General features: G+C 73.1%; 23 protein-coding genes. 9 read left to right on the top strand and 14 right to left on the bottom strand.

What is annotated here, in order from left to right; genetic code table 11:
• Nucleotides 1-173: 173 nt before the first annotated feature.
• Complete coding sequence (locus BKE41_RS10145) at nucleotides 174-773, top strand: PAS domain-containing protein (RefSeq protein WP_029361120.1); 600 nt, start codon at nucleotides 174-176, stop codon at nucleotides 771-773.
• A gap of 12 nt (nucleotides 774-785) precedes the next feature.
• Here BKE41_RS10145 and BKE41_RS31600 read toward each other — a convergent pair whose 3' ends face one another.
• On the bottom strand, nucleotides 786-962 hold the full coding sequence (locus BKE41_RS31600; protein ID WP_012318742.1) for a hypothetical protein: 177 nt from the start codon (nucleotides 960-962) through the stop codon (nucleotides 786-788).
• A gap of 266 nt (nucleotides 963-1,228) precedes the next feature.
• On the opposite strand from BKE41_RS31600, the gene BKE41_RS10140 reads away from it, so the two are divergent.
• The 3 genes from BKE41_RS10140 (at nucleotide 1,229) to BKE41_RS10130 (ending at nucleotide 2,881) form a co-directional block, all read left to right on the top strand.
• Complete coding sequence (locus tag BKE41_RS10140) at nucleotides 1,229-1,738, top strand: ferritin-like domain-containing protein (protein ID WP_012318741.1); 510 nt, start codon at nucleotides 1,229-1,231, stop codon at nucleotides 1,736-1,738.
• 196 nt (nucleotides 1,739-1,934) lie between these two features.
• On the top strand, nucleotides 1,935-2,480 hold the full coding sequence (locus BKE41_RS10135; protein WP_070999287.1) for a cysteine hydrolase: 546 nt from the start codon (nucleotides 1,935-1,937) through the stop codon (nucleotides 2,478-2,480).
• A 203-nt stretch (nucleotides 2,481-2,683) separates the two neighbouring features.
• Nucleotides 2,684-2,881 (top strand): hypothetical protein, encoded by a 198-nt coding sequence (locus BKE41_RS10130; RefSeq protein ID WP_012318739.1) that lies wholly within the window; start codon nucleotides 2,684-2,686, stop codon nucleotides 2,879-2,881.
• Between the two features lie 91 nt (nucleotides 2,882-2,972).
• Here the strand turns inward: BKE41_RS10130 and BKE41_RS10125 are convergent, their stop codons facing one another.
• Nucleotides 2,973-3,743 (bottom strand): glucose 1-dehydrogenase, encoded by a 771-nt coding sequence (locus tag BKE41_RS10125; RefSeq protein WP_024830379.1) that lies wholly within the window; start codon nucleotides 3,741-3,743, stop codon nucleotides 2,973-2,975.
• 152 nt (nucleotides 3,744-3,895) lie between these two features.
• Here BKE41_RS10125 and BKE41_RS10120 point away from each other — a divergent pair, with 152 nt between their 5' ends.
• Nucleotides 3,896-4,525: a TetR/AcrR family transcriptional regulator gene (locus BKE41_RS10120; protein WP_012318737.1), complete on the top strand. Its 630-nt coding sequence runs from the start codon at nucleotides 3,896-3,898 to the stop codon at nucleotides 4,523-4,525.
• 45 nt (nucleotides 4,526-4,570) lie between these two features.
• On the opposite strand, the gene BKE41_RS10115 is transcribed toward BKE41_RS10120, so the two are convergent.
• The 5 genes from BKE41_RS10115 to BKE41_RS10095 all read right to left on the bottom strand — a co-directional run bounded on the left by BKE41_RS10115 (nucleotide 4,571) and on the right by BKE41_RS10095 (nucleotide 9,208).
• Complete coding sequence (locus BKE41_RS10115) at nucleotides 4,571-4,915, bottom strand: DUF1330 domain-containing protein (RefSeq protein ID WP_029361121.1); 345 nt, start codon at nucleotides 4,913-4,915, stop codon at nucleotides 4,571-4,573.
• Nucleotides 4,916-4,979: 64 nt separating this feature from the next.
• On the bottom strand, nucleotides 4,980-5,672 hold the full coding sequence (pyrF, locus tag BKE41_RS10110; protein WP_012318735.1) for an orotidine-5'-phosphate decarboxylase: 693 nt from the start codon (nucleotides 5,670-5,672) through the stop codon (nucleotides 4,980-4,982).
• Nucleotides 5,673-5,742: 70 nt separating this feature from the next.
• The gene (locus BKE41_RS10105; protein WP_012318734.1) at nucleotides 5,743-6,360 is read right to left on the bottom strand and encodes a uracil-DNA glycosylase family protein; all 618 of its coding nucleotides are present in this window, start codon (nucleotides 6,358-6,360) and stop codon (nucleotides 5,743-5,745) included.
• 137 nt (nucleotides 6,361-6,497) lie between these two features.
• A complete protein-coding gene (locus BKE41_RS10100) occupies nucleotides 6,498-8,693 on the bottom strand; it encodes a xanthine dehydrogenase family protein molybdopterin-binding subunit (RefSeq protein WP_070999285.1) in 2,196 nt (731 codons plus the stop codon).
• A gap of 59 nt (nucleotides 8,694-8,752) precedes the next feature.
• A complete protein-coding gene (locus BKE41_RS10095) occupies nucleotides 8,753-9,208 on the bottom strand; it encodes a (2Fe-2S)-binding protein (protein ID WP_029361124.1) in 456 nt (151 codons plus the stop codon).
• Nucleotides 9,209-9,492: 284 nt separating this feature from the next.
• On the opposite strand from BKE41_RS10095, the gene BKE41_RS10090 reads away from it, so the two are divergent.
• Complete coding sequence (locus tag BKE41_RS10090) at nucleotides 9,493-11,028, top strand: HAMP domain-containing sensor histidine kinase (protein ID WP_070999283.1); 1,536 nt, start codon at nucleotides 9,493-9,495, stop codon at nucleotides 11,026-11,028.
• A gap of 27 nt (nucleotides 11,029-11,055) precedes the next feature.
• Here the strand turns inward: BKE41_RS10090 and BKE41_RS10085 are convergent, their stop codons facing one another.
• Nucleotides 11,056-11,472 carry an EVE domain-containing protein gene (locus BKE41_RS10085; RefSeq protein WP_012318730.1) on the bottom strand — a complete coding sequence of 139 codons (417 nt, stop codon included), beginning with the start codon at nucleotides 11,470-11,472 and terminating at the stop codon, nucleotides 11,056-11,058.
• Nucleotides 11,473-11,696: 224 nt separating this feature from the next.
• Between BKE41_RS10085 and BKE41_RS10080 the strand changes: the two genes are divergently transcribed.
• Entirely contained in the window at nucleotides 11,697-14,075 is a 2,379-nt protein-coding gene (locus BKE41_RS10080; RefSeq protein WP_070999282.1) for an EAL domain-containing protein, read from the top strand.
• Between the two features lie 25 nt (nucleotides 14,076-14,100).
• Here BKE41_RS10080 and BKE41_RS10075 read toward each other — a convergent pair whose 3' ends face one another.
• The 5 genes from BKE41_RS10075 to BKE41_RS10055 form a co-directional block, all read right to left on the bottom strand.
• Nucleotides 14,101-15,099, bottom strand: a complete 999-nt coding sequence (locus BKE41_RS10075) for an NAD(P)H-dependent glycerol-3-phosphate dehydrogenase (protein WP_070999280.1) — start codon at nucleotides 15,097-15,099, stop codon at nucleotides 14,101-14,103.
• The gene (locus BKE41_RS10070) at nucleotides 15,096-15,953 is read right to left on the bottom strand and encodes a GNAT family protein (protein WP_053622455.1); all 858 of its coding nucleotides are present in this window, start codon (nucleotides 15,951-15,953) and stop codon (nucleotides 15,096-15,098) included. The genes BKE41_RS10075 and BKE41_RS10070 overlap by 4 nt, the downstream gene beginning before the upstream one ends.
• Nucleotides 15,950-17,014 carry a tRNA (adenosine(37)-N6)-threonylcarbamoyltransferase complex transferase subunit TsaD gene (gene tsaD, locus BKE41_RS10065; RefSeq protein ID WP_012318726.1) on the bottom strand — a complete coding sequence of 355 codons (1,065 nt, stop codon included), beginning with the start codon at nucleotides 17,012-17,014 and terminating at the stop codon, nucleotides 15,950-15,952. Before tsaD ends, BKE41_RS10070 begins: the two co-directional genes overlap by 4 nt.
• A gap of 99 nt (nucleotides 17,015-17,113) precedes the next feature.
• Nucleotides 17,114-17,323, bottom strand: coding sequence for a molybdopterin-binding protein (locus BKE41_RS10060; protein WP_012318725.1), 210 nt, complete (start codon nucleotides 17,321-17,323; stop codon nucleotides 17,114-17,116).
• 72 nt (nucleotides 17,324-17,395) lie between these two features.
• Nucleotides 17,396-17,734 carry a DUF2293 domain-containing protein gene (locus tag BKE41_RS10055; protein WP_012318724.1) on the bottom strand — a complete coding sequence of 113 codons (339 nt, stop codon included), beginning with the start codon at nucleotides 17,732-17,734 and terminating at the stop codon, nucleotides 17,396-17,398.
• A 102-nt stretch (nucleotides 17,735-17,836) separates the two neighbouring features.
• Here BKE41_RS10055 and BKE41_RS10050 point away from each other — a divergent pair, with 102 nt between their 5' ends.
• Nucleotides 17,837-18,154, top strand: a complete 318-nt coding sequence (locus tag BKE41_RS10050) for a hypothetical protein (RefSeq protein ID WP_070999278.1) — start codon at nucleotides 17,837-17,839, stop codon at nucleotides 18,152-18,154.
• Between the two features lie 101 nt (nucleotides 18,155-18,255).
• On the opposite strand, the gene rpsD is transcribed toward BKE41_RS10050, so the two are convergent.
• Nucleotides 18,256-18,873, bottom strand: coding sequence for a 30S ribosomal protein S4 (rpsD, locus tag BKE41_RS10045; RefSeq protein WP_010686187.1), 618 nt, complete (start codon nucleotides 18,871-18,873; stop codon nucleotides 18,256-18,258).
• A gap of 193 nt (nucleotides 18,874-19,066) precedes the next feature.
• Between rpsD and BKE41_RS10040 the strand changes: the two genes are divergently transcribed.
• On the top strand, nucleotides 19,067-19,549 hold the full coding sequence (locus BKE41_RS10040; RefSeq protein WP_012318722.1) for a GNAT family N-acetyltransferase: 483 nt from the start codon (nucleotides 19,067-19,069) through the stop codon (nucleotides 19,547-19,549).
• Nucleotides 19,550-19,552 lie beyond the last annotated feature (3 nt).

Genomic DNA, 19,552 nt, shown 5'->3' with positions numbered 1-19,552 from the left:
TCCGCTCAACTCTGGCGGAAGCCTAGGGCCGGCCAACCGGACATGGAGAGACAACACATATATTTGAATACAAGATCTTTACGAACATTTATATTACGCTAAAACGAATTAGGCAGGATCACACGCGTCGTGCAGCATCGCCTCTGGCTGCGGTGAGATCGGGGATGTCTCGGATGGACCACGCGGACGACGTCGTATCCGAGGCGGCGCTCGTCGCGGCGCTCGAGGCCTCCGGCGGCGTCGGCTTCTGGATGTGGGACATCCGCCGGGACGAGGCGCGGGCCGATCCGGTGAGCGCCCTGCTGTTCAACATCAGCCCGGCCCGGTCGCGGGCCGGGGTCAGCCTCGCCGAACTCCTGAAGGCCGTCCATCCGGACGATCAGCCCCATATCTCGCAGGTCATCCTGGACTGTGTCCGGACCGGCGGCTCCTACACGGCCGAGTACCGCGTCCGCTCGCCGGAGGGGCGGCTGCGGTGGCTGTTCACCCGCGGGCACTTCTACTTGGACCAGGACGGGCGGCCGACCACCGGACGGGGCGTGATCGTCGAGATCTCGGACAGCAAGTCGGCCGGCGCGGCCTTCGCGGAGCGCGACGGGGTCACGATCGACGATGCGCTCAACCGCACCGCCGACCTCTGCCTGTCGCTGCACAACACCGTCTCGGCGCTCGGCGACACCGCCCTGGTGGCGCTGGCCGAGACGCTGCTCCTCGAGACCGGCAAGCGGCTCGCGGAGCGCCAGCGCGCCGAGCGCAGCGGCGCCCTGCACTGAGCGGGGCGTCCGCTAGAGCTCGCGGATCTTCCGCTCGATGCGCGCCGCCTCGGCTTCGTCGACCTCCACCGGCCGGCCGGTATCGTTCGGCAGGCCGGGCCCCGTCTGGGCGATGGTCTCGTCGCGGGGGCGGGCGCTCGGGCCGTCCGAGAGCGGCGGCTCCTTCGGGCGTTCGCGCTCCTGGTCCATCGCCATCCTCCAGGTCCGAGACCGCGCCCCGGCCGGATGCCGGGCGCGCCTCACAGGACCAGAACCCCGCGCGGCCCCGTCCGGGTCCCGGCGCCGTGCCGTCCCGCTCGGGACCGGCGCACGCCCCGTGCGGTGACGGGGCGGGCCAGGCCCGCGCGGCCGGGCGGCCCTGCGCCTGCGACCTTCCGACCGGAACTTGGCCGTGCGGCACCCGTGTTTGCCGGTTGAAAGAGCCCCGGGCTCGCAACCACTGAGAGGTGAACACCATGACCATGGACGCCCGCGAGATCTACGTCACGGCCCTGAAGAACACCCATGCTGTGGAGATGCAGGCGCTGCAGATCATGGAGCGGCAGGTCGAGCGCCTGGAACGCTACCCCGAGATGGAGCAGGCCCTGCGCCGCCACATCGAGGAGACGCACGGGCAGCGCCACCGGCTGGAGGAGGCGCTCCAGAGCCTGGGCGACAGCCCCTCGACCCTCAAGGAGGGCTTCCTCGGCTTCGTCGGCAACATGATGGCGCTGGGCCACACGCCGGCCCAGGACGAGATCCTGAAGAACACCTACGCCAACCACGCCTTCGAGAATTTCGAGATCGCCGCCTACGAGTCGCTGCTCACCATCGGCGACGCGGCCGGCCAGCAGGGCCACCGGACGGCGTTCGAGCAGTCGCTGAAGGAGGAGCAGGCCATGGCGGAGGCGGTCCGCAAGCTGATCCGCCCGACCACCGAGCGCTACCTCTCCCTGACGACGTCCGGCGCCAAGGCCGACCGCTGAGGTCCCGCCGTCCCCGCCCCGAGACGGGGCGGGGACGGCGCCCTCGCGCACCTTCACCCCTTCCCGAGCCACGTCGAACCGGCCTGATCGCGCGCCCATGGACACCGGAAGCCGCCCATCGACGGACAGCCCCCGGCCGGAGCCGGGATCCCCCGGCGGAGCCCTGGGACGCGGCTGCGTCCATCTCTGCGTCGACATGCAGCGCATGTTCGCCGAGCCGACCGACTGGCAGACGCCGTGGATGAACCGCGTCCTGCCCCAGGTCTGCCGCCTCGCGGCGGCGCACCCGGAGCGGACCGTCTTCACCCGCTTCATCCCGGCAGCCCGGCCGGGCGAGGGCCGCGGCACCTGGGCGACCTACTCGCGGCGCTGGGCCGGCATGACCCGGGAGCGCCTCGACCCGGGACTGATCGACCTCGTCCCGGATTTGGCCCGGCTGGCTCCGCCCGCCGAGATCGTCGACAAGACCGTCTACTCGCCCTGGCTGGAGACCGGCCTCGACGCGCGCCTGAAGGCGCGGGGCGTCGACACCCTGATCGTCACGGGCGCCGAGACCGACGTCTGCGTGCTGGCCGCCGTGCTCGGCGGGGTCGATCTCGGCTACCGGATCGTGCTGGCCACCGATGCCCTGTGCAGTTCCTGCGACGAGGCGCACGACGCCCTCCTGCTGATGTACCGGATGCGCTACGGCCACCAGGTCGAGACGATGACGACCGCCGAGATCCTCGACCGCTGGCACTGAGCCGGCCGCCCGCCTGCCCGCCGGGCCCGAACATTCGCCCTGTAATGGCCAAGCTCAGGCGAGTTCTCCGCCGGGTGCCGCCGGCCTTCCCGGTTCACGAACACTCGATCCGTGCGCTCGCGCACGCGAAAAACAGTCGCAACGCATGAACCAGCGGCCGGCGCGACCGTTATGCTCCTGAACACGGTTCCGGAGGAAAGGTTATGGCCAAGCACGAGATCCTCGGCTACTTCGAGCACCGCCGCGACGGAGCCTGGGTCTGCGTCCGTCCCTTCACCCTGACCACGCGGGATGCCAGCGTCGACATCCGTCAGGGCATGCGCTTCGACTACGGCAAGCGTGTCGGGGGCGTCGATCTGGCCGAGTACCTCGAGCGCCTGGGTTCGCAGTTCGGGTCCTGAGAGCGCGGCCGCCGGCCCGCCACACAGCGCAGATCCTTCGACGCGGCGCCGGGCGTGACCCCGGCGCCGCGTCGCGTCGTTCCGGCCCCGTTCAGGCGCCCCCCCACTGCATCGTCAGGCCACCGTCGACCACCAGGGTGTGGCCGGTGACGTAGGCGGCGTCGTCCGAGGCGAGGTAGAGGATCGCCCGGGCGATCTCCTCCGGCTGGCCGGCCCGGTGCCACGGGATCCGCTCCAGAGACTGGTCGAGAACCTCCCGCTTCTCGAACCGGTCGGCGGTCATCGGCGTCTCGATCAGGCCCGGGGCGACGTTGTTGACGTTGATCCGGTCCTCCGCGAGTTCCCGCGACAGCGACCGGCAGAGGGAGCCGAGCCCGGCCTTCGACATGCCGTAGGGGGCGCTCTCCGGCGTCGGCAGGTGCTGGGCCACGGAGGAGACGAACACGATCTTGCCGTTCCCGCCCTGCGCCCGGCGCATCCGGATGAAGGGGCGGGCGCAGAACAGCGGCCCCATGAGGTTCACCCGCAGGATCCGCTCCAGCACCGCGTCGTCCATCTCGGCGACCGGCATGCCGCTCATGGCCTGCCCGGCATTGGCCACGAGGATGTCGAGGGTGCCGAACTCGCTGCCGATGCGGTCGAAGGCCGCCGTGACCGCCGCCGGGTCGCCGACATCGAGCTGGAGCACCAGCGCCCGGCGGCCCGCGGCCTCGACCCGCGCGGCGGTCTCCCGGATGCCGTCGGCGTCGCTGTGATAGGTGATGGCGACGTCGGCGCCCGCGCGGGCGAGCAGCTCCGCGGTCGCCTGCCCGATGCCGGAATCGGCCCCGGTGACCAGGGCACGGGTGTCGGTGAAGCTCATCGCGGATCTCTCGCTGGCGCCGCCGTCGCGGCCGGGTGCCTGGGCAATGGGTGTCGCCGGGGCCGGTTCCGGGCGCGCGCAGCCGCCGCAGGGGAACCCGATCCGGGTTCGCGTCTTTGACGCTCCGCCTCCGCATGGCCTAGTGAGGACGCATGTCCCTGGAAGTTACGATCCCCTCGCTCGCGGAGGAGTGCGCGCCCGACACGCGGAGCCGCATCCTCGCGACGGCGGACGCGTATTTCCGGGAGATCGGCTACCAGAAGACGACCGTGGCCGACATCGCCCGGACGCTGAAGATGAGCCCGGCCAACGTCTACCGCTTCTTCGAGTCGAAGAAGGCGATCAACGAGGCGGTGCTGGAGCGGCTGATCGGCGAGAGCGAGGCGGTGATCCTCGGCATCGCCGACCGGCCCGGCCTCGACGCCGCCGCGCGCCTCGCGGCGGCGATCGAGGCCCTGCATCGCGACTGCACCCGGCGCTGCGAGACGTTTCCCCGCCTGCACGAGATGATCGAGGCGGCGATGGCGGAGAGCTGGGACGTCTGCCGCCACCACGTGGCCCGGATCACCGCCGGGTTCGAGCGGATCATCCGCGACGGGGTGGCGCGGGGCGAGTTCGAGGCGGCCGATCCCGCCGAGGCGGCCGCCTGCATCCACGTCGCCATCGCCCGCTACACCCACCCGCTGCTGGTGGGCTGCTCCACCCTTCAGCCGGTGCCGCCCATGGCGGCGATGACCGCGTTCCTGTTGCGGAGCCTCGCGCCGCGCAGGCCCCTGTCGTAGCGCGCCGGGGCCGCCCCTCTCGGGTTCCGCCCCTTGCCCCGCGGGCTACTCGGAGGCCGGTCCCGCCTCCGGCGCCGGCTCGGAGGCGCTGGGCTGCGGGCCGTCATAGCCCTCGATCACCAGGATCTCGGCCTCGACGCCGCCGCGCTGCTTGGCCTTGGCGGCTTGGTAGAGGTCGGAGTTCCAGCAGGCGAGGGCGTCGGCGTAGCTCGGGAACTCGATCACCACGTTGCGGGACCGGGCCGGGCCCATCACCGCCGCGTGGGCGCCGCCGCGCACGAGGAAGCGGCCGCCGAACTTGGCGAAGGCCGCGCCGTTGGCCGCCACGTAATCCTTGTAGGCCTCCGCGTCGCGGACATCGACCCGCGCGATCCAGTAGCCCTTCGTCATGCCGCGTCTCCTGCCCTGCGGAGCGAAGTGGATCCGGCCCGCCCGAAGGCAATCCCTGTCCGGGTCAGGCGAGGTCCGCCACGATCGCCTGCGCCACCGCGCGGGGGTCGGCGGCGCCGGTGATCGGGCGGCCGACCACCACGTGGTCGATCCCGGCCCTGCGGGCATCGCCCGGCGTCATGACCCGCTTCTGGTCGCCGGCCTCGGCGCCCGCCGGGCGGATGCCCGGGGTGACGATCAGCCTGTCCGGCCCGACGATGCGACGGACCGAGCCCGCCTCGGCGGCCGAGCAGACGAGGCCGTCGATGCCGATCTCGGCGGCCTGGGCGGCGCGCTTGGCGACGAGCTCCGCCACCGGCAGACCGTAGCCGGCCTCCGCGGCGTCGGCATCGTCGTAGGAGGTGAGCACCGTCACGGCGAGGATCCTGAGCCCCGCGCCCCGGCCGCGGACCGCCGCCCGCATGGTCTGCGGGTAGGCGTGGACGGTGAGGAAGGTGGCGCCCGATCCCGAGGCCGAGCGCACGCCCTCCTCGACGGTGTTGCCGATGTCGTGGAGCTTCAGGTCGAGGAAGACCTTGAGGCCGCGGGCCGCCAGCCGCTCGGCCAGGGCGAGGCCGCCCGCGTAGCCGAGCTGGTAGCCGATCTTGTAGAAGGTCGCGGCGTCGCCGATCCGGTCGATCAGCGCCTCGGCCGCCTGAACGCTCGGCAGGTCGAGGGCCACGATCAGGCGGTCGCGGGGGTCGGCAATCTCGGTCATCGGCGCGTCCTTCGGGGGTCGCGGCAGCGATCCCGCGGAACGCCGGCGACGTCAATGCCGGCACGGCCCCTCACCCCGCCATCACCCGCGCCACCTCGGCGCGCAGCACCGGCAGCAGCTCCGCCTCGAACCAGGGCTCGCGCTTCAGCCAGCCGTTGTTGCGCCAGGACGGGTGGGGCAGGGGCAGGACCCGGGGGCGGCGCGGCTCGGCCAGGATCTCCCGCCAGCGCCGCACCGTCCCGGTGAGGCCGCCCTCCATCCGCCCGAGATGCCAGCCCTGCGCGTACTGGCCGATCACCAGGATCAGCTCCAGCTCCGGCAGGCCGGAGAAGAGCTCCGCCCGCCAGCGCTCGGCGCATTCCCGGCGGGGCGGCCGGTCGCCGCCCTTGGCGTCGAGGCCGGGGAAGCACGACCCCATCGGCACGATGGCCACCCGGGCGGGATCGTAGAACCGCGCCTCGTCGAGGCCGAGCCAGGCGCGCAGCCGCACCCCGGACGGGTCGGTGAAGGGCTGTCCCGTGCGGTGGGCCCGGGTGCCGGGCGCCTGGCTGGCGATGCAGAGGCGCGCCGTGGCCGAACCCTGGACGATCGGGCGGGGCTCCTGGGGCAGGGGCGGCCCGTAGAGCGGGCTGTCGCGGCAGAGGCGGCAGGCGCGCAGGCGCGCGGCGGTGTCGTCGAAGGCGGGCATGCCCCGGAGATGGCGTCGCGGCGCCCGAAAAAGAAACGGCGCGGTGTCGCGCCGCGCCGTCGTCAGTCGGGTCTCTTGCCTTGGGGGGAAGGCCCCTCCGTCCTACGCCGAAGCGCGCGATCGGAACGTGCGTTTCCTCACGCGCCCTTCACGCCCGAGAGGTCGAGGGGCAGCGAGCGCAGGCGCCGGCCGGTCGCGGCGAAGACCGCGTTGGCGATCGACGGCCCGAGCACGGGTACGCCCGGCTCGCCGATCCCGGTGGGCGCCACCTGGCTCGGCACGATGTGCACCTCCACCTTCGGCATCTCGCTCATCCGGGTCGGTTCGTAGGCGTCGAAATTGTGCTCCTGCACGTGGCCCTCCTTGAGGGTGATGCGGTTCCGCAGCACCGCCGACAGGGCGAAGCCGACCGCACCCTCGACCTGCGCGCGGATCACGTCCGGGTTGACCGGCACGCCGACATCCACGGCCGCCACGATCCGGTTCACGCGGATCGCGGCGTCGCGCGCCGTGACGTCGGCCACCATGGCGACGTAGGAGCCGAAGGATTCGTGGACCGCCACCCCGAGGCCGCGCCCCTGCTCCTGCGGCTTGGCGCTCCAGCCGGCCTTCTCGGCGGCGAGCTTGAGCACGCCGGAGAGCCGCGGCGCCTGGGTCAGGAGGGACAGCCGGTAGGCTACCGGATCGACGTTGGCGGCGTGGGCCAGCTCGTCGATCATCACCTCCATCACGTGGGCCGTGTGGGTGTGGCCGACCGAGCGCCACCACAGGACCGGCACGCCCTCGCGGCCGTTATGGACGCCGAAGCGGTAGGCCGGCAGCGCGTAGGCGGTGTCGGAGGCGCCCTCCACGGTGGTCGAGTCGACGCCGTTCTTCACGATCATCGCCTCGAAGGGCGAGCCGATCATGATCGACTTGCCGACCATGACGTGGTCCCAGCCGACCACCGCGCCCTTGCCGTCGATGCCGGCCCGGACCCGGTGCAGCACGGTCGGGCGGTAATAGCCGCCGGCCATGTCGTCCTCGCGGGTCCAGACGAGGTGCACGGGGGCCTTCTCGCCCGACGCCTTGAGGACGGTCGCGGCCTCCGCGAGGTAGTCGGCGGTGGGCGTCGCCCGGCGGCCGAAGGAGCCGCCGGCCCAGTTGCTGTGCAGCCGGACCCGGTCGGGCGTCACCCCGAGGATCGCCGCCATGGTGGCCTGCTCGACGGTCTGGAACTGGAAGCCCGCGTAGACGTCGTAGCCGCCGTCGGCCGCCCGCTCGATCGTGGCGTTGAGCGGCTCCATCGCCGCGTGCGCGAGGTAGGGGAAGGTGAACTCGGCCTCGACGACCTTGGCGGCGCCCTTCAGAGCCGCCTGCGGGTCGCCGCGCTCGGACGCGGTGAGGCCGGGACTCTTGGCCCGCTCGCGGTACTCGGCGAGGATCGCGTCGGACGAGCGGGTCTCGGCGGTGCTGTCGTCCCACGCGACCGCGAGCGCCTCGCGCCCCTTCATGGCCGACCACGTGTCGCGGGCGATCACCGCCACGCCGGTCGGCACCTGCACCACGTCGAGGACGCCCGCGACCTTGCGGGCGGCGGCGGCGTCGAAGCTCTTCACGGTGGCGCCGAAGCGCGGCGCCCGGGCCACGACCGCGGTGACCTGGTTCGGGCGGCGGATGTCGAGGGAGTAGACCGCCGTGCCGTTCGTCTTGGCGACGGAATCGAGGCGCGGCACCTTCTGGCCGATCAGCGTCCACTCGCTCGGGTCCTTGAGCCGCGGCTCGGACGGCACCGGCAGGGAGGCCGCCGAGGCCGCGAGCTCCCCGAACCGGGCCTGCCGGCCGGACGGGGCGTGGCGCACGAGATTGTCGGCGACCGTGATCTCGGCGACCGGCACCTTCCAGCGGAAGGCGGCCTCGGCCGTCAGCATCTCGCGGGCGGCCGCGCCGGCCTTGCGCAGCTGGAACCACGAATTGGCCACCGCGGTCGAGCCGCCGGTGCCCTGGATCGGGCCCATCAGGGTGTTGTTGTAGAGCGCCGCGTCGGCGGGGGCGAACTCCGTGCGGACCTTCGCCCAGTCGGCGCCGAGCTCGTCGGCCAGGATCGTGGCGAGCCCGGTCGTGTTCCCCTGGCCCATGTCGAGGTGCTTGATCACCACCGTGACGGTGTCGTCGGCGCCGATCCGCACGAAGGCGTTGGGCTGCGCCTTCACGTCGGCGAGGTTCGGGCCGGGCGCGGCGCGGGCGGGTTTCGGGTCGAGCCGGAACGCGACCACGAGGGCGCCGGCGCCGGCCAGCAGGCCGCGGCGGCTGGGGCGGGCGGGCAGGGGGCTCGGTCGACGGGCGTTCAGCATGGCGGCGAGGCTCCGGTCGGGACCGCGGGGGAGGGCGGGAAGGTGGGCGCCGGGACGGATCAGGCGAGGCTGCGCGCGGCTTCGTGAATCGCCGCGCGGATGCGCTGATACGTGCCGCAGCGGCAGATGTTGCCGTCCATGGCGCCGTCGATGTCGGCGTCGGTCGGCTTGGCGTTGCCCGAGAGCAGGCCGATCGCCGACATGATCTGGCCGGACTGGCAGTAGCCGCACTGGACCACGTCGAGCTTGCGCCAGGCCGCCTGGACGGCCTCGGCCACCCGGCCCGACACGCCCTCGATGGTGGTGACCTGCGCTGTGCCGACATCGCCCAGGCGCGTCTGGCAGGCGCGGACCGGCTGGCCGTCGAGGTGGACCGTGCAGGCGCCGCACTGCGCGATGCCGCAGCCGTACTTGGTGCCGGTGACGTCGAGCCGGTCGCGCAGCACCCAGAGCAGGGGCATGTCGGGATCGGCGTCGATCGCGTGCGTGACGCCGTTGACGGTGAGATTCGGCATGGTCGGCGACCCTCTCTCGACGCGCGTGTCCGGGCGCCCCGGACCGCGGCGTGCGGCCGCGCTCGGGCAAGCGGGCCTGCACACCAGAATAGCGAGCGCGGGCCCGGACACGATGTGCGGCACCGCACGCCGATCCGGCGGCACGACAGTCTCGATACAGCCCGCGATGCTTAAGATTGCAGGGATGTCGGCAGCCGCTTCTTAACACATCCGCCCCATCCTCACGGAGTGCTTCCCAGCCACCGCCGCCCGTCCGCGCATTCGAGCCGAGTTTCAAGACGCGCATGTCCGATCTCACCGTCGAGATGGTCCAGCGCGGTCGCGGCCCCTCGACGGAGGAGGCGGCGCGCCGCCTCGGGGTTGCCCGCGAGATCCGCTCGGCCCGCGAGAAGCTGACCTCGCAGACCGGACTTGAGCGGGCCTTCGACTACGAGCTGCTGCGCCACTACGCCCAGTACCGGGCCGGGGCGGGCATCCCGCTGGCGGGGTTCGCGGCGGCGCTGGCCGCGGCGGCGACCTTCTGGATCGCGCCGCCGGTGGCGGCGGCCTGGGCGCTCGGCGTCTTCCTCATGATCACGCTCAACACGACGTTGAGCCGGCGCTTCCTCCGCGCCGACCCGGCGACGATCCCGCTCGCCCGCTGGCGGCGCCGCTTCCTGGTCGGCGAGGTGCTGCAGAGCCTGTCGTGGGCCGCGATGATCGGGCTCGGCACCACCGGCGGCTGGACCTTCGCGCTGTTCGGCCTCGTCATCGCCTCCGCGGTCACAACCATGCTGGCCGCGACGGTGCCGCTCGCCGCCGTCGCCGCCCTGGTGCCGCTGGCCCTCGCCACCGCCTCGCTCGCGGCCTTCTCCCGCGGGATGGACCTGCTGATGCTGGTGGTGATGGCCGGCGGCGCGCAGGTCTTCTTCCTCGGCCTGTCCCGCCGCCTCTACACCTCGACGGTGGGCGCCCTGCGCTCCCGCGCCGAGAAGGACGCGGTGTTCGGCGAGCTGGAGCAGGCCAAGGCCAACTCGGACGAGGCCCGCCGCCGGGCCGAGGAGGCCAACCTCGCCAAGTCGCGGTTCCTGGCCACGATGAGCCACGAGCTGCGCACGCCGCTCAACGCCATCCTGGGCTTCTCGGAGGTGATGAAGAACGAGGTGTTCGGCACCCACACGGCGCCGTCCTACCGCGAGTACTCGCACGACATCCACGACAGCGGGATGCACCTCCTGAACCTGATCAACGAGATCCTCGACCTGTCGCGGATCGAGGCGGGGCGCTACGAGCTCAACGAGGAGCCGGTGCAGCTCGCCCACGTGGTCGAGGAGTGCCGCCACATGATGGGCCTGCGGGCCAAGGCGAAGAACCAGACCTTCCACGACCTCGTCGACGGCTCGCTGCCGCGGCTCTGGGCCGACGAGCGGGCGCTGCGCCAGATCGTCCTGAACCTCCTGTCGAACGCCGTGAAGTTCACGCCCCCGGGCGGCGAGATCTGGCTGAAGGTCGGCTGGACCGCCTCCGGCGGGCAGTACGTGTCGGTGAAGGACAGCGGCCCGGGCATCCCCGAGGACGAGCTCGGCACGGTCCTGTCCTCGTTCGGGCGCGGCTCGCTCGCGATCAAGACCGCCGAGCAGGGCTCCGGCCTGGGGTTGCCGATCGTGAAGGGGCTGGTGGAGCTGCACGGCGGGCAGTTCCAGCTGTCCTCCAAGCCCCGCGAGGGCACCGAGGTGGTGGTGACCCTGCCGGCCAGCCGAGTCATGGACACGCTGCCGCCGGTCGATGTCGAGCCGGAATTCATGGGGCCCGTGCGCGGCCCCCTCAACCGCGCGGCCTGAGCCGGCCGTCGGGCGGCGCGCCGCGGCTCAGCCGAGACCGCCGAGCGCGCAGACCCGCGCCCACTCGGCCTCGGTTACCGGCTGCACCGACAGGCGGGAATTGTTGACCAGCACCATGTCGGCGAGCGCCGGGTCGGCCTTGATCGCCTCGAGCGTCACCGGGCTCGGCATCGCCCGCACGGCCTTGACGTCGACCATGCCGAAGCGGCCGGTCTCGTCCGTGTGGTCGGGATAGTAGGCGCGGATCACCGCCACGATGCCGACCACCGCCTTGCCCTCGTTCGAGTGGTAGAAGAAGCCCCGCTCGCCGACCTGCATGGCCATCAGCTGCTTCTTGGCGAGGTGGTTGCGCACGCCGTTCCAGTACGTGCCGGCCTCCCCGGCCGCGACCTGCTGATCCCACGACCAAGTCGCGGGCTCGGATTTGAACAGCCAGTACGCCATCGCTGAAGTCCCAGTGGACCGCCCGGTCGGGCGGCGCGCCCCGCCATAGCCCAGCTTCGGCCCTCCGGGACAGGCCGGCCCGGCCCCGGCCGCGCGCGGCACCGCCGGCCAAGCAGAACCCGCGTCAAACGCCGCAGATCTTCTATCGTATTTCTTGGGTAAATATTAAATTCTGCATGCCAATAGCCGTACAAATCATCAACTACCAATTCTCGGTTGCATAGATGCTCGCAGTCGTCGGTTGTTTCGTCGGGGAACACAACCTGTGGCTGGTGGCCCTCGCGGCCCTGGTCTGCACGCTGGCGAGCGCCACCGCGATCGAGCTGCTCATCCATGCCGGCCGGGCCGGCGGATTCAGCCGCTACGTCTGGCTCGCGGTGGCCGCCGCCGCCGGCGGATCGGGGATCTGGGCGACGCATTTCCTGGCGATGCTCGCCTTCGAGCCGGGGCTGCCCTCGGGCTACGGCGTCGGGCTGACGCTCCTCTCCTACGTGGACGCCGTCGCGATCACGGGGCTCGGCTTCGCCCTGGCCGCGTCCGGCCGGGCGATCCAGGCGGGTCTCGGCGGCGCCGTGGTCGGCGGCGGCATCGCGACGATGCACTACACCGGCATGGCCGCCTATCAGGTGGCGGGACACCTCGTCTGGAATCCCGCGCTGGTCGTCGTCTCGGTCGCCCTCGGCGCGGGTCTGGGCGCCGCCGCCCTGGTGGTCGGCCTGTCGGCCACCACGGTCCGGGGTCGGTACGGCGGCGTCGCGCTGCTGATCCTGGCGATCTGCGCCCACCACTTCACCGGCATGGGCGCGGTGACCCTCCATCCCGACCCCACCGTGGCGATCCCCACCGGCGCGATCCGGACCGGGTGGCTCGCCGCGGCCGTGGCGGTGGCGAGCTGCTTCATCCTGCTGCTCGCCGGCGCAGCCCTGATGGTCGACCTGCGGGAGCGCCGCCGCGCCGATCTCGAGCGCGAGCGCCTGCGCAGCCTCGCCAACGCGGCCGTGGAGGGCCTCGTCGTCTGCCGCGGCGGCGAGATCGTCAGCGCCAACGAGGCCTTCGCCCGGCTCGCGGGCCTGGAGGCGGCCCTCCTGACGGGCCGGAGCCTGACAGCCTACCTGCCGGACCTCGTGTCCGGGACCGGGACGGCCGACCAGCCCCTGGAAACCGAGCTCGTCCCGGCAGGGGGCGCCCCCATCCCGGTCGAGGTGATCATGCGCCCGGTCGCCGACTACGGGCGGCTGCCGCACCACGCCGTGGCGGTGCGCGACCTGCGCGCCCGGCGCCGGGCCGAGAGCGAGATCCACTATCTCGCCCACCACGACGCGCTCACCGGCCTCGCCAACCGCACGAGCTTCCACGCGCGGCTCGAGCGCGAGATGCGCACCGCCGACGCCCTGGGCGGCCGGCTCGCGGTGCTGTGCCTCGACCTCGACCGTTTCAAGGAGGTCAACGACCTGTTCGGCCACGCGGCCGGCGACGCGATGCTGCGCGACCTCGCGCTCCGGGTCGGCGGCCTGCTCGATCCCCGGCAGCTGATGGCGCGCCTCGGCGGCGACGAGTTCGCGATCCTGACGCCGCAGGCGGACGGATCCGCCGAGCGGCTGGCCGAGCGGATCCTCGCCACCCTGGCGGCGGTGCCGGCCGCCTCCGGCCCGGTGATCGCCACCAGCATCGGCATCGCGGTCTATCCCGACGACGCCGCGGACCAGCGCGCGCTGCTGAGCCACGCCGACGCCGCCCTCTACCGGGCCAAGAACGAGGGGCGCGGCACCTGCCGGCGCTACGACGCCAGCATGGGCGCGCAGATCCGCGACCGGCGCCAGCTCGAGCACGACCTCCGCCACGCTGTGGCGAAGGGCGAGCTGGAACTCGTCTACCAGCCGCAGACCCAGATCGAGTCCGGCGCGATCACGGGCTTCGAGGCGCTGCTGCGCTGGCGCCATCCCGAACGGGGCAGCATCTCCCCGGCCGTGTTCGTGCCGATCGCCGAGGAGACCGGGGCGATCCTGGAGATCGGCGCCTGGGTGCTGCGGGAAGCCTGCCGGGCGGCGGCCGGCTGGCCGAACCCGCTGGCGATCGCCGTCAACGTCTCGGCGGTGCAGCTCCACAATCCGCTCTTCGTCCAGTTCGTCCACGGCACCCTGTACGAATCCGGCCTGAAGGCCGAGCGCCTGGAGATCGAGATCACCGAGACCGCGCTGATCCGGGACCCGGCCCGGGCGCTCCTCACCCTGCGCCAGCTCAAGGCGCTCGGCGTGCACATCGCCATGGACGATTTCGGCACCGGCTACTCGTCGCTGTCGAACCTGCGCTCCTTCCCGTTCGACCGGATCAAGATCGACGGCTCGTTCATCAAGGCGGTCCACAGCAACCCGCAGGGAGCCGCGATCGTGCGCTCCGTCCTGGGGCTGGGGCGCGGCCTCGGGCTCGCCGTGGTGGCGGAGGGCGTGGAGACCGCCGAGGAGCTGTCCTTCCTGGCCGACGAGCAGTGCCACCTCGCCCAGGGCTACCTGCTGGGCCGGCCGGCACCGATCGCGCGCTTCTCGACCCACACCCACGGCGACGCCCGCGGCGTCCCGCCGGGGCCGGCGGCCTCGGCGGCGTGAAGGGGTTGCGGACCGGGGCAGGCGCTCAGTCGGTCTCCCCGCGCAGCGGCCGGGCCAGCAGGCCGGCGATCACGTCGTCGACGCTGGCCGTGCCGGCCACGATGGCGGCGACGGCCGCCGCGACCGGCATCTCGATGCCCTTGGCGGCGGCCAGCCCGGCGAGCGCCGCGGCCGTGAACGCCCCCTCGGCGAGCTTGCCGCCCGCGGCCTCGGCCGGGCTCGCCCCGGCGCCGAGGCGCTGGCCGAAGGCGAAGTTGCGCGATTGCGGCGAGGAGGCGGTGAGCACGAGGTCGCCGAGGCCGGAGAGCCCCATCAGGGTCTCGGGCCGGCCGCCGAAGGGGCGCGCGAAGCGCATCAGCTCGGCGAAGGCCCGGGCGATCAGCGCCGCCCGGGCGCTCTCGCCGAGCCCGCGCCCGGCCACGATCCCGCAGGCGATGGCGAGCACGTTCTTGCCGGCACCGCCGATCTCGACGCCGCGCACGTCGTCGGTGTGGTAGAGGCGGAAGCTCGGTCCCGACAGCAGGGCGCTCAGGGCGGCGGCGCGGCCGGCATCGGCCGCCGCCAGGGTCACGGCCGTGGGCAGGCCGCGGGCGACGTCGATGGCGAAGCTCGGGCCGGACAGGACCGCCACGGGCGTTCCCGACGGCAGGACCTGCTCGGCCACCGCGCTCATGAAGCTGTCGCTGCCGCGCTCGATCCCCTTGGCGCAGAGGATGACTGGCCCGGCCGTCGCCAGGGGCCCGCGCAGGGATTCCAGTACGCCGCGCACGGTCTGGGCAGGCACGACCAGGAGCGTCGCCCGCGCACCCGCGAGGTCCGCGGACTCGCCCGTCGCCCGGATCGCCGGGTGGAGGGGCACGCCCGGCAGGTAGCGCGGATTCTCCCGCTGGGCCTGGAGGGCGGCGGCGGCCCCGGCGTCGCGCAGCCAGAGGGTGACGGGATGGCCGGCCCCGGCGGCGGCGTTGGCCAGCGCCGTGCCCCAGGCACCGCCGCCGACGACGTTGATCGGGGTCTCGGCGCTCATGCCGCTTCCTCCCTGTCCGCGCAGTCCAGCCGGTAGAGCACGTGGTCGCGCAGCGGCCCTTCCGGCACCGCCGGATGCGGGAATGTCCCGGCCAAGCGCATGCCGAGGCGCTCCATCACGGCGCGGGAGCGGCCGTTGCCGGCCGCCGTGAAGGCCACGACGTCCCGGATCCCGCAGCGCCCGGCGAGGTCGGCGCGGGCGAGCCGCGCGGCGCGCGTGGCGAGCCCCAGGCCCCAGGAATCCCGCGCGAGGCGCCAGGCCAGCTCGACCGTCGAACCGGGCCGGTCACCGCCCGGGAAGGGCAGGGGGCGCAGGATCCGCATCGCGCCGGCGAAGCCGACGAACCGGCCCGCGCGCTCCAGGGCCCAGGGGCCGAACCCGTCCGCCACGAAGCGGCGGTCGAGGAGGCCGGCCTCGGCCTCGCTCTCCGTCGCGGTCCGGGTCCGCGGAAAGTGGGCCATCACCGCCGGATCGGCGTTGAGCGCCGCGAACGGCGCCGCGTCCTCCGAGCGCCAGCGGCGCAGGATCAGGTCGCCGTCGCGGAGAGCCGCTGGCACCGGCGCGAGGGCGATCTTGCCGCGCCACGCGAGCGAGCGGCGGTTGAGGAGGGCGAGATCCGCGCGACCCGCGAGCACCGCCTCGCCGAGCGCGATCGCCAGCTCCAGCTGCGCGAGGGGCATGGTGGCGTGGGCGGGCGGGCGGACGTGGTCGCGCCACGCGCCGCCGCAGGCGTGGTCCAGGAGGATGCGGGCGAAGCAATGGTCGAGCCGCACCGGCCAGCCCGGCCGGGCGGCCCCGGGCAGGCGGCGCTCCACCAGGTCCCGCCAGTGGGCGCGCCGGTCCGCCGCGCTCATCCGGCCGGGACCGCCGCGCGGGCCGGGGCGGCCGCCAGCGGCCAGCGCGGCCGGGCCGGGGCGGTGAGGTCGTCCACCAGCCCGAGGCGCAGGCGCTCCAGCCCGGCCCAGGCGATCATCGCGCCGTTGTCGCCGCAGAGCGGCAGGGGCGGGGCCACGAAGCTCAGGCCCGCCTCGCCGGCCAGGGACGCCAGCGCCCGCCGGACGGCACCGTTGGCCGCCACGCCGCCGGCCGCCACCAGGGCGGTGGGCCGTCCGGCCACGTCCGAGAAGGCGCGCAGGGCGACCCGGGCGCGGTCCACCACCACGTCGACCACGGCGGCCTGGAAGCTCGCGCAGAGATCGGCGACGTCGCGCTCGGCCAGCGGGGCGATCCGCTCGGCCTCGATCCGCACGGCGGTCTTGAGGCCCGAGAGGGAGAAGTCGGCCTCGCGGCGGCCGAGCATCGGCCGGGGCAGGGCGAAGCGCTCGGGATCGCCGGCCTCGGCCGCGCGCTCGACCTCGGGGCCGCCGGGATAGCCGAGGCCCAGGAGCTTGGCGACCTTGTCGAAGGCCTCGCCGATGGCGTCGTCGACGGTGGAGCCGAGGCGCACGTAGTCGCCGACGCCGCGCACGGCCACGAGCTGGGTGTGGCCGCCCGAGACCAGGAGCAGCAGGTAGGGGAAGGCGATGCCGTCGGTGAGCCGCGCCGTGAGGGCGTGGGCCTCGAGGTGGTTGACGGCGAGCAGGGGCTTGCGGGTCACGAGCGCCAGGGTCTTGGCGGTGACGAGGCCGACCAGCACGCCGCCGATCAGCCCCGGCCCGGCCGCCACCGCGATGCCGTCGAGGTCCCGGAAGCCGGTCCCGGCGCGGTCGAGGGCGCGGGCGATCAGCCGGTCGAGCACCTCGACATGGGCGCGGGCGGCGATCTCCGGCACGACGCCGCCGTAGGCCGCGTGCTCGGCGATCTGACTGAGCACCTCGTTGGCGCGGATCTGAGCGACACCGTCCTCGTCGATCGACACCACGGCGGCGGCGGTCTCATCGCAGGTGGTCTCGATGCCGAGCACGGTCTTCTGCACGCGCGGAACTCCTTGTCCGGACTCATCCTATCCGGCGGCGGCGGCGGCGCGAAGGCGGCCGGCCCCCGCCGGAGCCCGGAGCGTGGTGGATGGGCGTCGTCAGTCGACGGCGACCATGACGTCGGAGGCCTTGATCACCGCGTAGGCGGGACCGCCGGCGACGAGCTTGAGGGACTCGACGGCCTCGTTGGTGATCGAGGCGGTGACCACTTGGCCGGGGCTGATCTCGATCCTCACGTGGGAGGTGGTCGCCCCCTTGTCCACCGAGACGACCGTGCCCTTGAGAACGTTGCGCGCGCTGATCTTCATGGTCTGCTGCCAATCTCCATGAGCGGTCCCGGGCCGGTCTCCTACAGCATGGCGGAGCCCGGCGCGACCACCTCAGCGCGGATCGGCCTCGGGCTCGCCGGGCTCGTCCTCGGGGACCGGCGCGGCGCCCCAGGCGGCGAGCGCGGCGTTCAGGTCGTCGAGGACGAAGTGCCGGGCGCTGTCCCGGTCGTAGCCGTCGGCCAGGAGTTCGTCGTAATCGGTGAAGACGTGGCGCGCGTAGCTCACGAGGGCGAGGCGGGCCGCCGTCTCGGGGGCGGCGCGGCGCAGGCCGGGGCTCGCCAGCGCCCGGTCGAGGGCGGCCTCCGCCTCGAAATCCGGCAGGCGCGGGGCGAGGCGGGCCAGGGCCGCGGCGACGGCCTCCCGGCGGTTCAGGGGCGGACCGGCGCTCACCGGAGATCTGCCGTCGGCATGATTTTAAAGGTGTGATCGGATAGGATCGCCGCCAGATGAGGCGGGGCCGGCACAGGATCCTCCGCCGGGGAGATCAGGTCCATGGCAATTCTTCGTCCCGCGCTGCTTCTCGGCCTCCTGCTCGGGGCGACACCGGCGCTGGCCCAGAGCCCGGCTCCGGGCGCGGCTCCCGGACCGGCCGCCGGACCGGCCGCCGCCCCGACCGGTCCCATCGTGGGCGGCCGCCGGGTGACCCCCATGAGCCAGACCAAGGCGCCGGGCAACGCCGCGGCCACCGGGCTGCCGCAGCCCGTGAGCCAGGCCGAGATGATCAAGGCTCAGAAGGCCGCCGAGGCCCGCTCGAAGGCCTGGGACAGCAAGATGCGCCACACGATGGGGTCGATCTGCCACGGCTGCTGAGACCCGACCCCCGCCCTGGCCGGCGGTCGGGCCGGAGCCCTCGAAACGCGAAGGGGCCGCCCGAACGGGCAGCCCCTCCACCGGTCGCCGGGGCGACAGGATCAGCGGGAGTAGAACTCGATGACGAGGTTCGGCTCCATCTGCACCGGGTAGGGCACCTCGGACAGGCTGGGGATGCGGGTGACGCGGGCGGTCATCTTGGCGTGGTCGGCCTCGATGTAGTCCGGCACGTCGCGCTCGGAGAGCTGGGTCGCCACGATGACGATCTCGAGCTGGCGGGACGATTCCTTGACCTCGATCAGGTCGCCGGCCTTCACCTGGTAGCTCGGGATGTTGACGCGGACGCCGTTCACCTTGACGTGCCCGTGGTTGACGAACTGGCGCGCGGCGAACGGGGTGGCGACGAACTTCGCCCGGTAGACCACGGCGTCCAGGCGGCGCTCGAGCAGGCCGACGAGGTTCTCGCCCGAGTCGCCGCGCAGGCGGATCGCCTCGGCGTAGTAGCGGCGGAACTGCTTCTCGGTGATGTTGCCGTAGTAGCCCTTGAGCTTCTGCTTGGCGCGCAGCTGCGTGCCGAAGTCGCTCATCTTGCCCTTGCGGCGCTGGCCGTGCTGGCCGGGGCCGTACTCGCGGCGGTTGACGGGGCTCTTCGGGCGGCCCCAGATGTTCTGGCCCATGCGGCGGTCGAGCTTGTGCTTCGCCTGAATCCGCTTCGACATATTTTCCGCGTCCTCTCGTGACGAGAATGAGGAACGCGCCCTCCTTTTCCCGGCCCTTCGCGGTCCGGGACGACAGGGCGGGAGGATCCCGCCCACGGGTGCGCGTGAAAACGCGACGGGGCCCCGTGCGGGGCCCCATCGACGGGCGGGTCTTTAGGGGACGGAGACGCCGCGGTCAACCGTGAGAGGTCAGATGAACGAGTCAGTCGCGCTCCGGCGCGGTGCGCAGGCGGACGCGGAGGCGGTCCGGGCGCTGGTGGAGGCGGCCTACACCAAGTGGATCCCGGTGATCGGCCGCCTGCCGATCCCCATGCAGGCGGACTACGCGCAGGCTTTGCGCGACCACCGCTTCGACCTGCTGCTGGCCGGCCCGGATCTCGCCGGCCTGATCGAGACGCGGGCCGAGGCCGATCACCTGCTGGTCGTCAACGTCGCGGTGCACCCGGCCTTCCAGGGCCGGGGCTTCGGCAGCCGGCTGATGGGACGGGCCGACGCGGTCGCGGCCGAGGCCGGGCTCGCGCGGCTGCGCCTCTACACCAACAAGAAGTACACGGCGAACCTGCGCCTCTACGGCGCGCTCGGCTACCGGGTGGAGCGGGAGGAGCTCTACGACGGACCGGGCCGGACCCGCGACGACGACGTCACCGTGCACATGGTGAAGGACCTCGCGGCGTGACGC

Origin of the sequence: Methylobacterium sp. C1, assembly GCF_001854385.1 — a bacterium.
GTDB lineage: Bacteria > Pseudomonadota > Alphaproteobacteria > Rhizobiales > Beijerinckiaceae > Methylobacterium > Methylobacterium radiotolerans.
Note: the sequence above shows the minus strand (reverse complement) of the source record. Positions and strands in the feature narration are given on the sequence as shown.

Excerpts from the sequence above, each read along its gene's own strand:
- BKE41_RS10145 (WP_029361120.1), top strand. The coding sequence starts at position 174 with ATGGACCACGCGGACGACGTCGTATCCGAGGCGGCGCTCGTCGCGGCG.
- BKE41_RS31600 (WP_012318742.1), bottom strand. The coding sequence starts at position 962 with ATGGACCAGGAGCGCGAACGCCCGAAGGAGCCGCCGCTCTCGGACGGC.
- BKE41_RS10140 (WP_012318741.1), top strand. The coding sequence starts at position 1,229 with ATGACCATGGACGCCCGCGAGATCTACGTCACGGCCCTGAAGAACACC.
- BKE41_RS10135 (WP_070999287.1), top strand. The coding sequence starts at position 1,935 with ATGCAGCGCATGTTCGCCGAGCCGACCGACTGGCAGACGCCGTGGATG.
- BKE41_RS10130 (WP_012318739.1), top strand. The coding sequence starts at position 2,684 with ATGGCCAAGCACGAGATCCTCGGCTACTTCGAGCACCGCCGCGACGGA.
- BKE41_RS10125 (WP_024830379.1), bottom strand. The coding sequence starts at position 3,743 with ATGAGCTTCACCGACACCCGTGCCCTGGTCACCGGGGCCGATTCCGGC.
- BKE41_RS10120 (WP_012318737.1), top strand. The coding sequence starts at position 3,896 with ATGTCCCTGGAAGTTACGATCCCCTCGCTCGCGGAGGAGTGCGCGCCC.
- BKE41_RS10115 (WP_029361121.1), bottom strand. The coding sequence starts at position 4,915 with ATGACGAAGGGCTACTGGATCGCGCGGGTCGATGTCCGCGACGCGGAG.
- pyrF (WP_012318735.1), bottom strand. The coding sequence starts at position 5,672 with ATGACCGAGATTGCCGACCCCCGCGACCGCCTGATCGTGGCCCTCGAC.
- BKE41_RS10105 (WP_012318734.1), bottom strand. The coding sequence starts at position 6,360 with ATGCCCGCCTTCGACGACACCGCCGCGCGCCTGCGCGCCTGCCGCCTC.
- BKE41_RS10100 (WP_070999285.1), bottom strand. The coding sequence starts at position 8,693 with ATGCTGAACGCCCGTCGACCGAGCCCCCTGCCCGCCCGCCCCAGCCGC.
- BKE41_RS10095 (WP_029361124.1), bottom strand. The coding sequence starts at position 9,208 with ATGCCGAATCTCACCGTCAACGGCGTCACGCACGCGATCGACGCCGAT.
- BKE41_RS10090 (WP_070999283.1), top strand. The coding sequence starts at position 9,493 with ATGTCCGATCTCACCGTCGAGATGGTCCAGCGCGGTCGCGGCCCCTCG.
- BKE41_RS10085 (WP_012318730.1), bottom strand. The coding sequence starts at position 11,472 with ATGGCGTACTGGCTGTTCAAATCCGAGCCCGCGACTTGGTCGTGGGAT.
- BKE41_RS10080 (WP_070999282.1), top strand. The coding sequence starts at position 11,697 with ATGCTCGCAGTCGTCGGTTGTTTCGTCGGGGAACACAACCTGTGGCTG.
- BKE41_RS10075 (WP_070999280.1), bottom strand. The coding sequence starts at position 15,099 with ATGAGCGCCGAGACCCCGATCAACGTCGTCGGCGGCGGTGCCTGGGGC.
- BKE41_RS10070 (WP_053622455.1), bottom strand. The coding sequence starts at position 15,953 with ATGAGCGCGGCGGACCGGCGCGCCCACTGGCGGGACCTGGTGGAGCGC.
- BKE41_RS10060 (WP_012318725.1), bottom strand. The coding sequence starts at position 17,323 with ATGAAGATCAGCGCGCGCAACGTTCTCAAGGGCACGGTCGTCTCGGTG.
- BKE41_RS10050 (WP_070999278.1), top strand. The coding sequence starts at position 17,837 with ATGGCAATTCTTCGTCCCGCGCTGCTTCTCGGCCTCCTGCTCGGGGCG.
- rpsD (WP_010686187.1), bottom strand. The coding sequence starts at position 18,873 with ATGTCGAAGCGGATTCAGGCGAAGCACAAGCTCGACCGCCGCATGGGC.
- BKE41_RS10040 (WP_012318722.1), top strand. The coding sequence starts at position 19,067 with ATGAACGAGTCAGTCGCGCTCCGGCGCGGTGCGCAGGCGGACGCGGAG.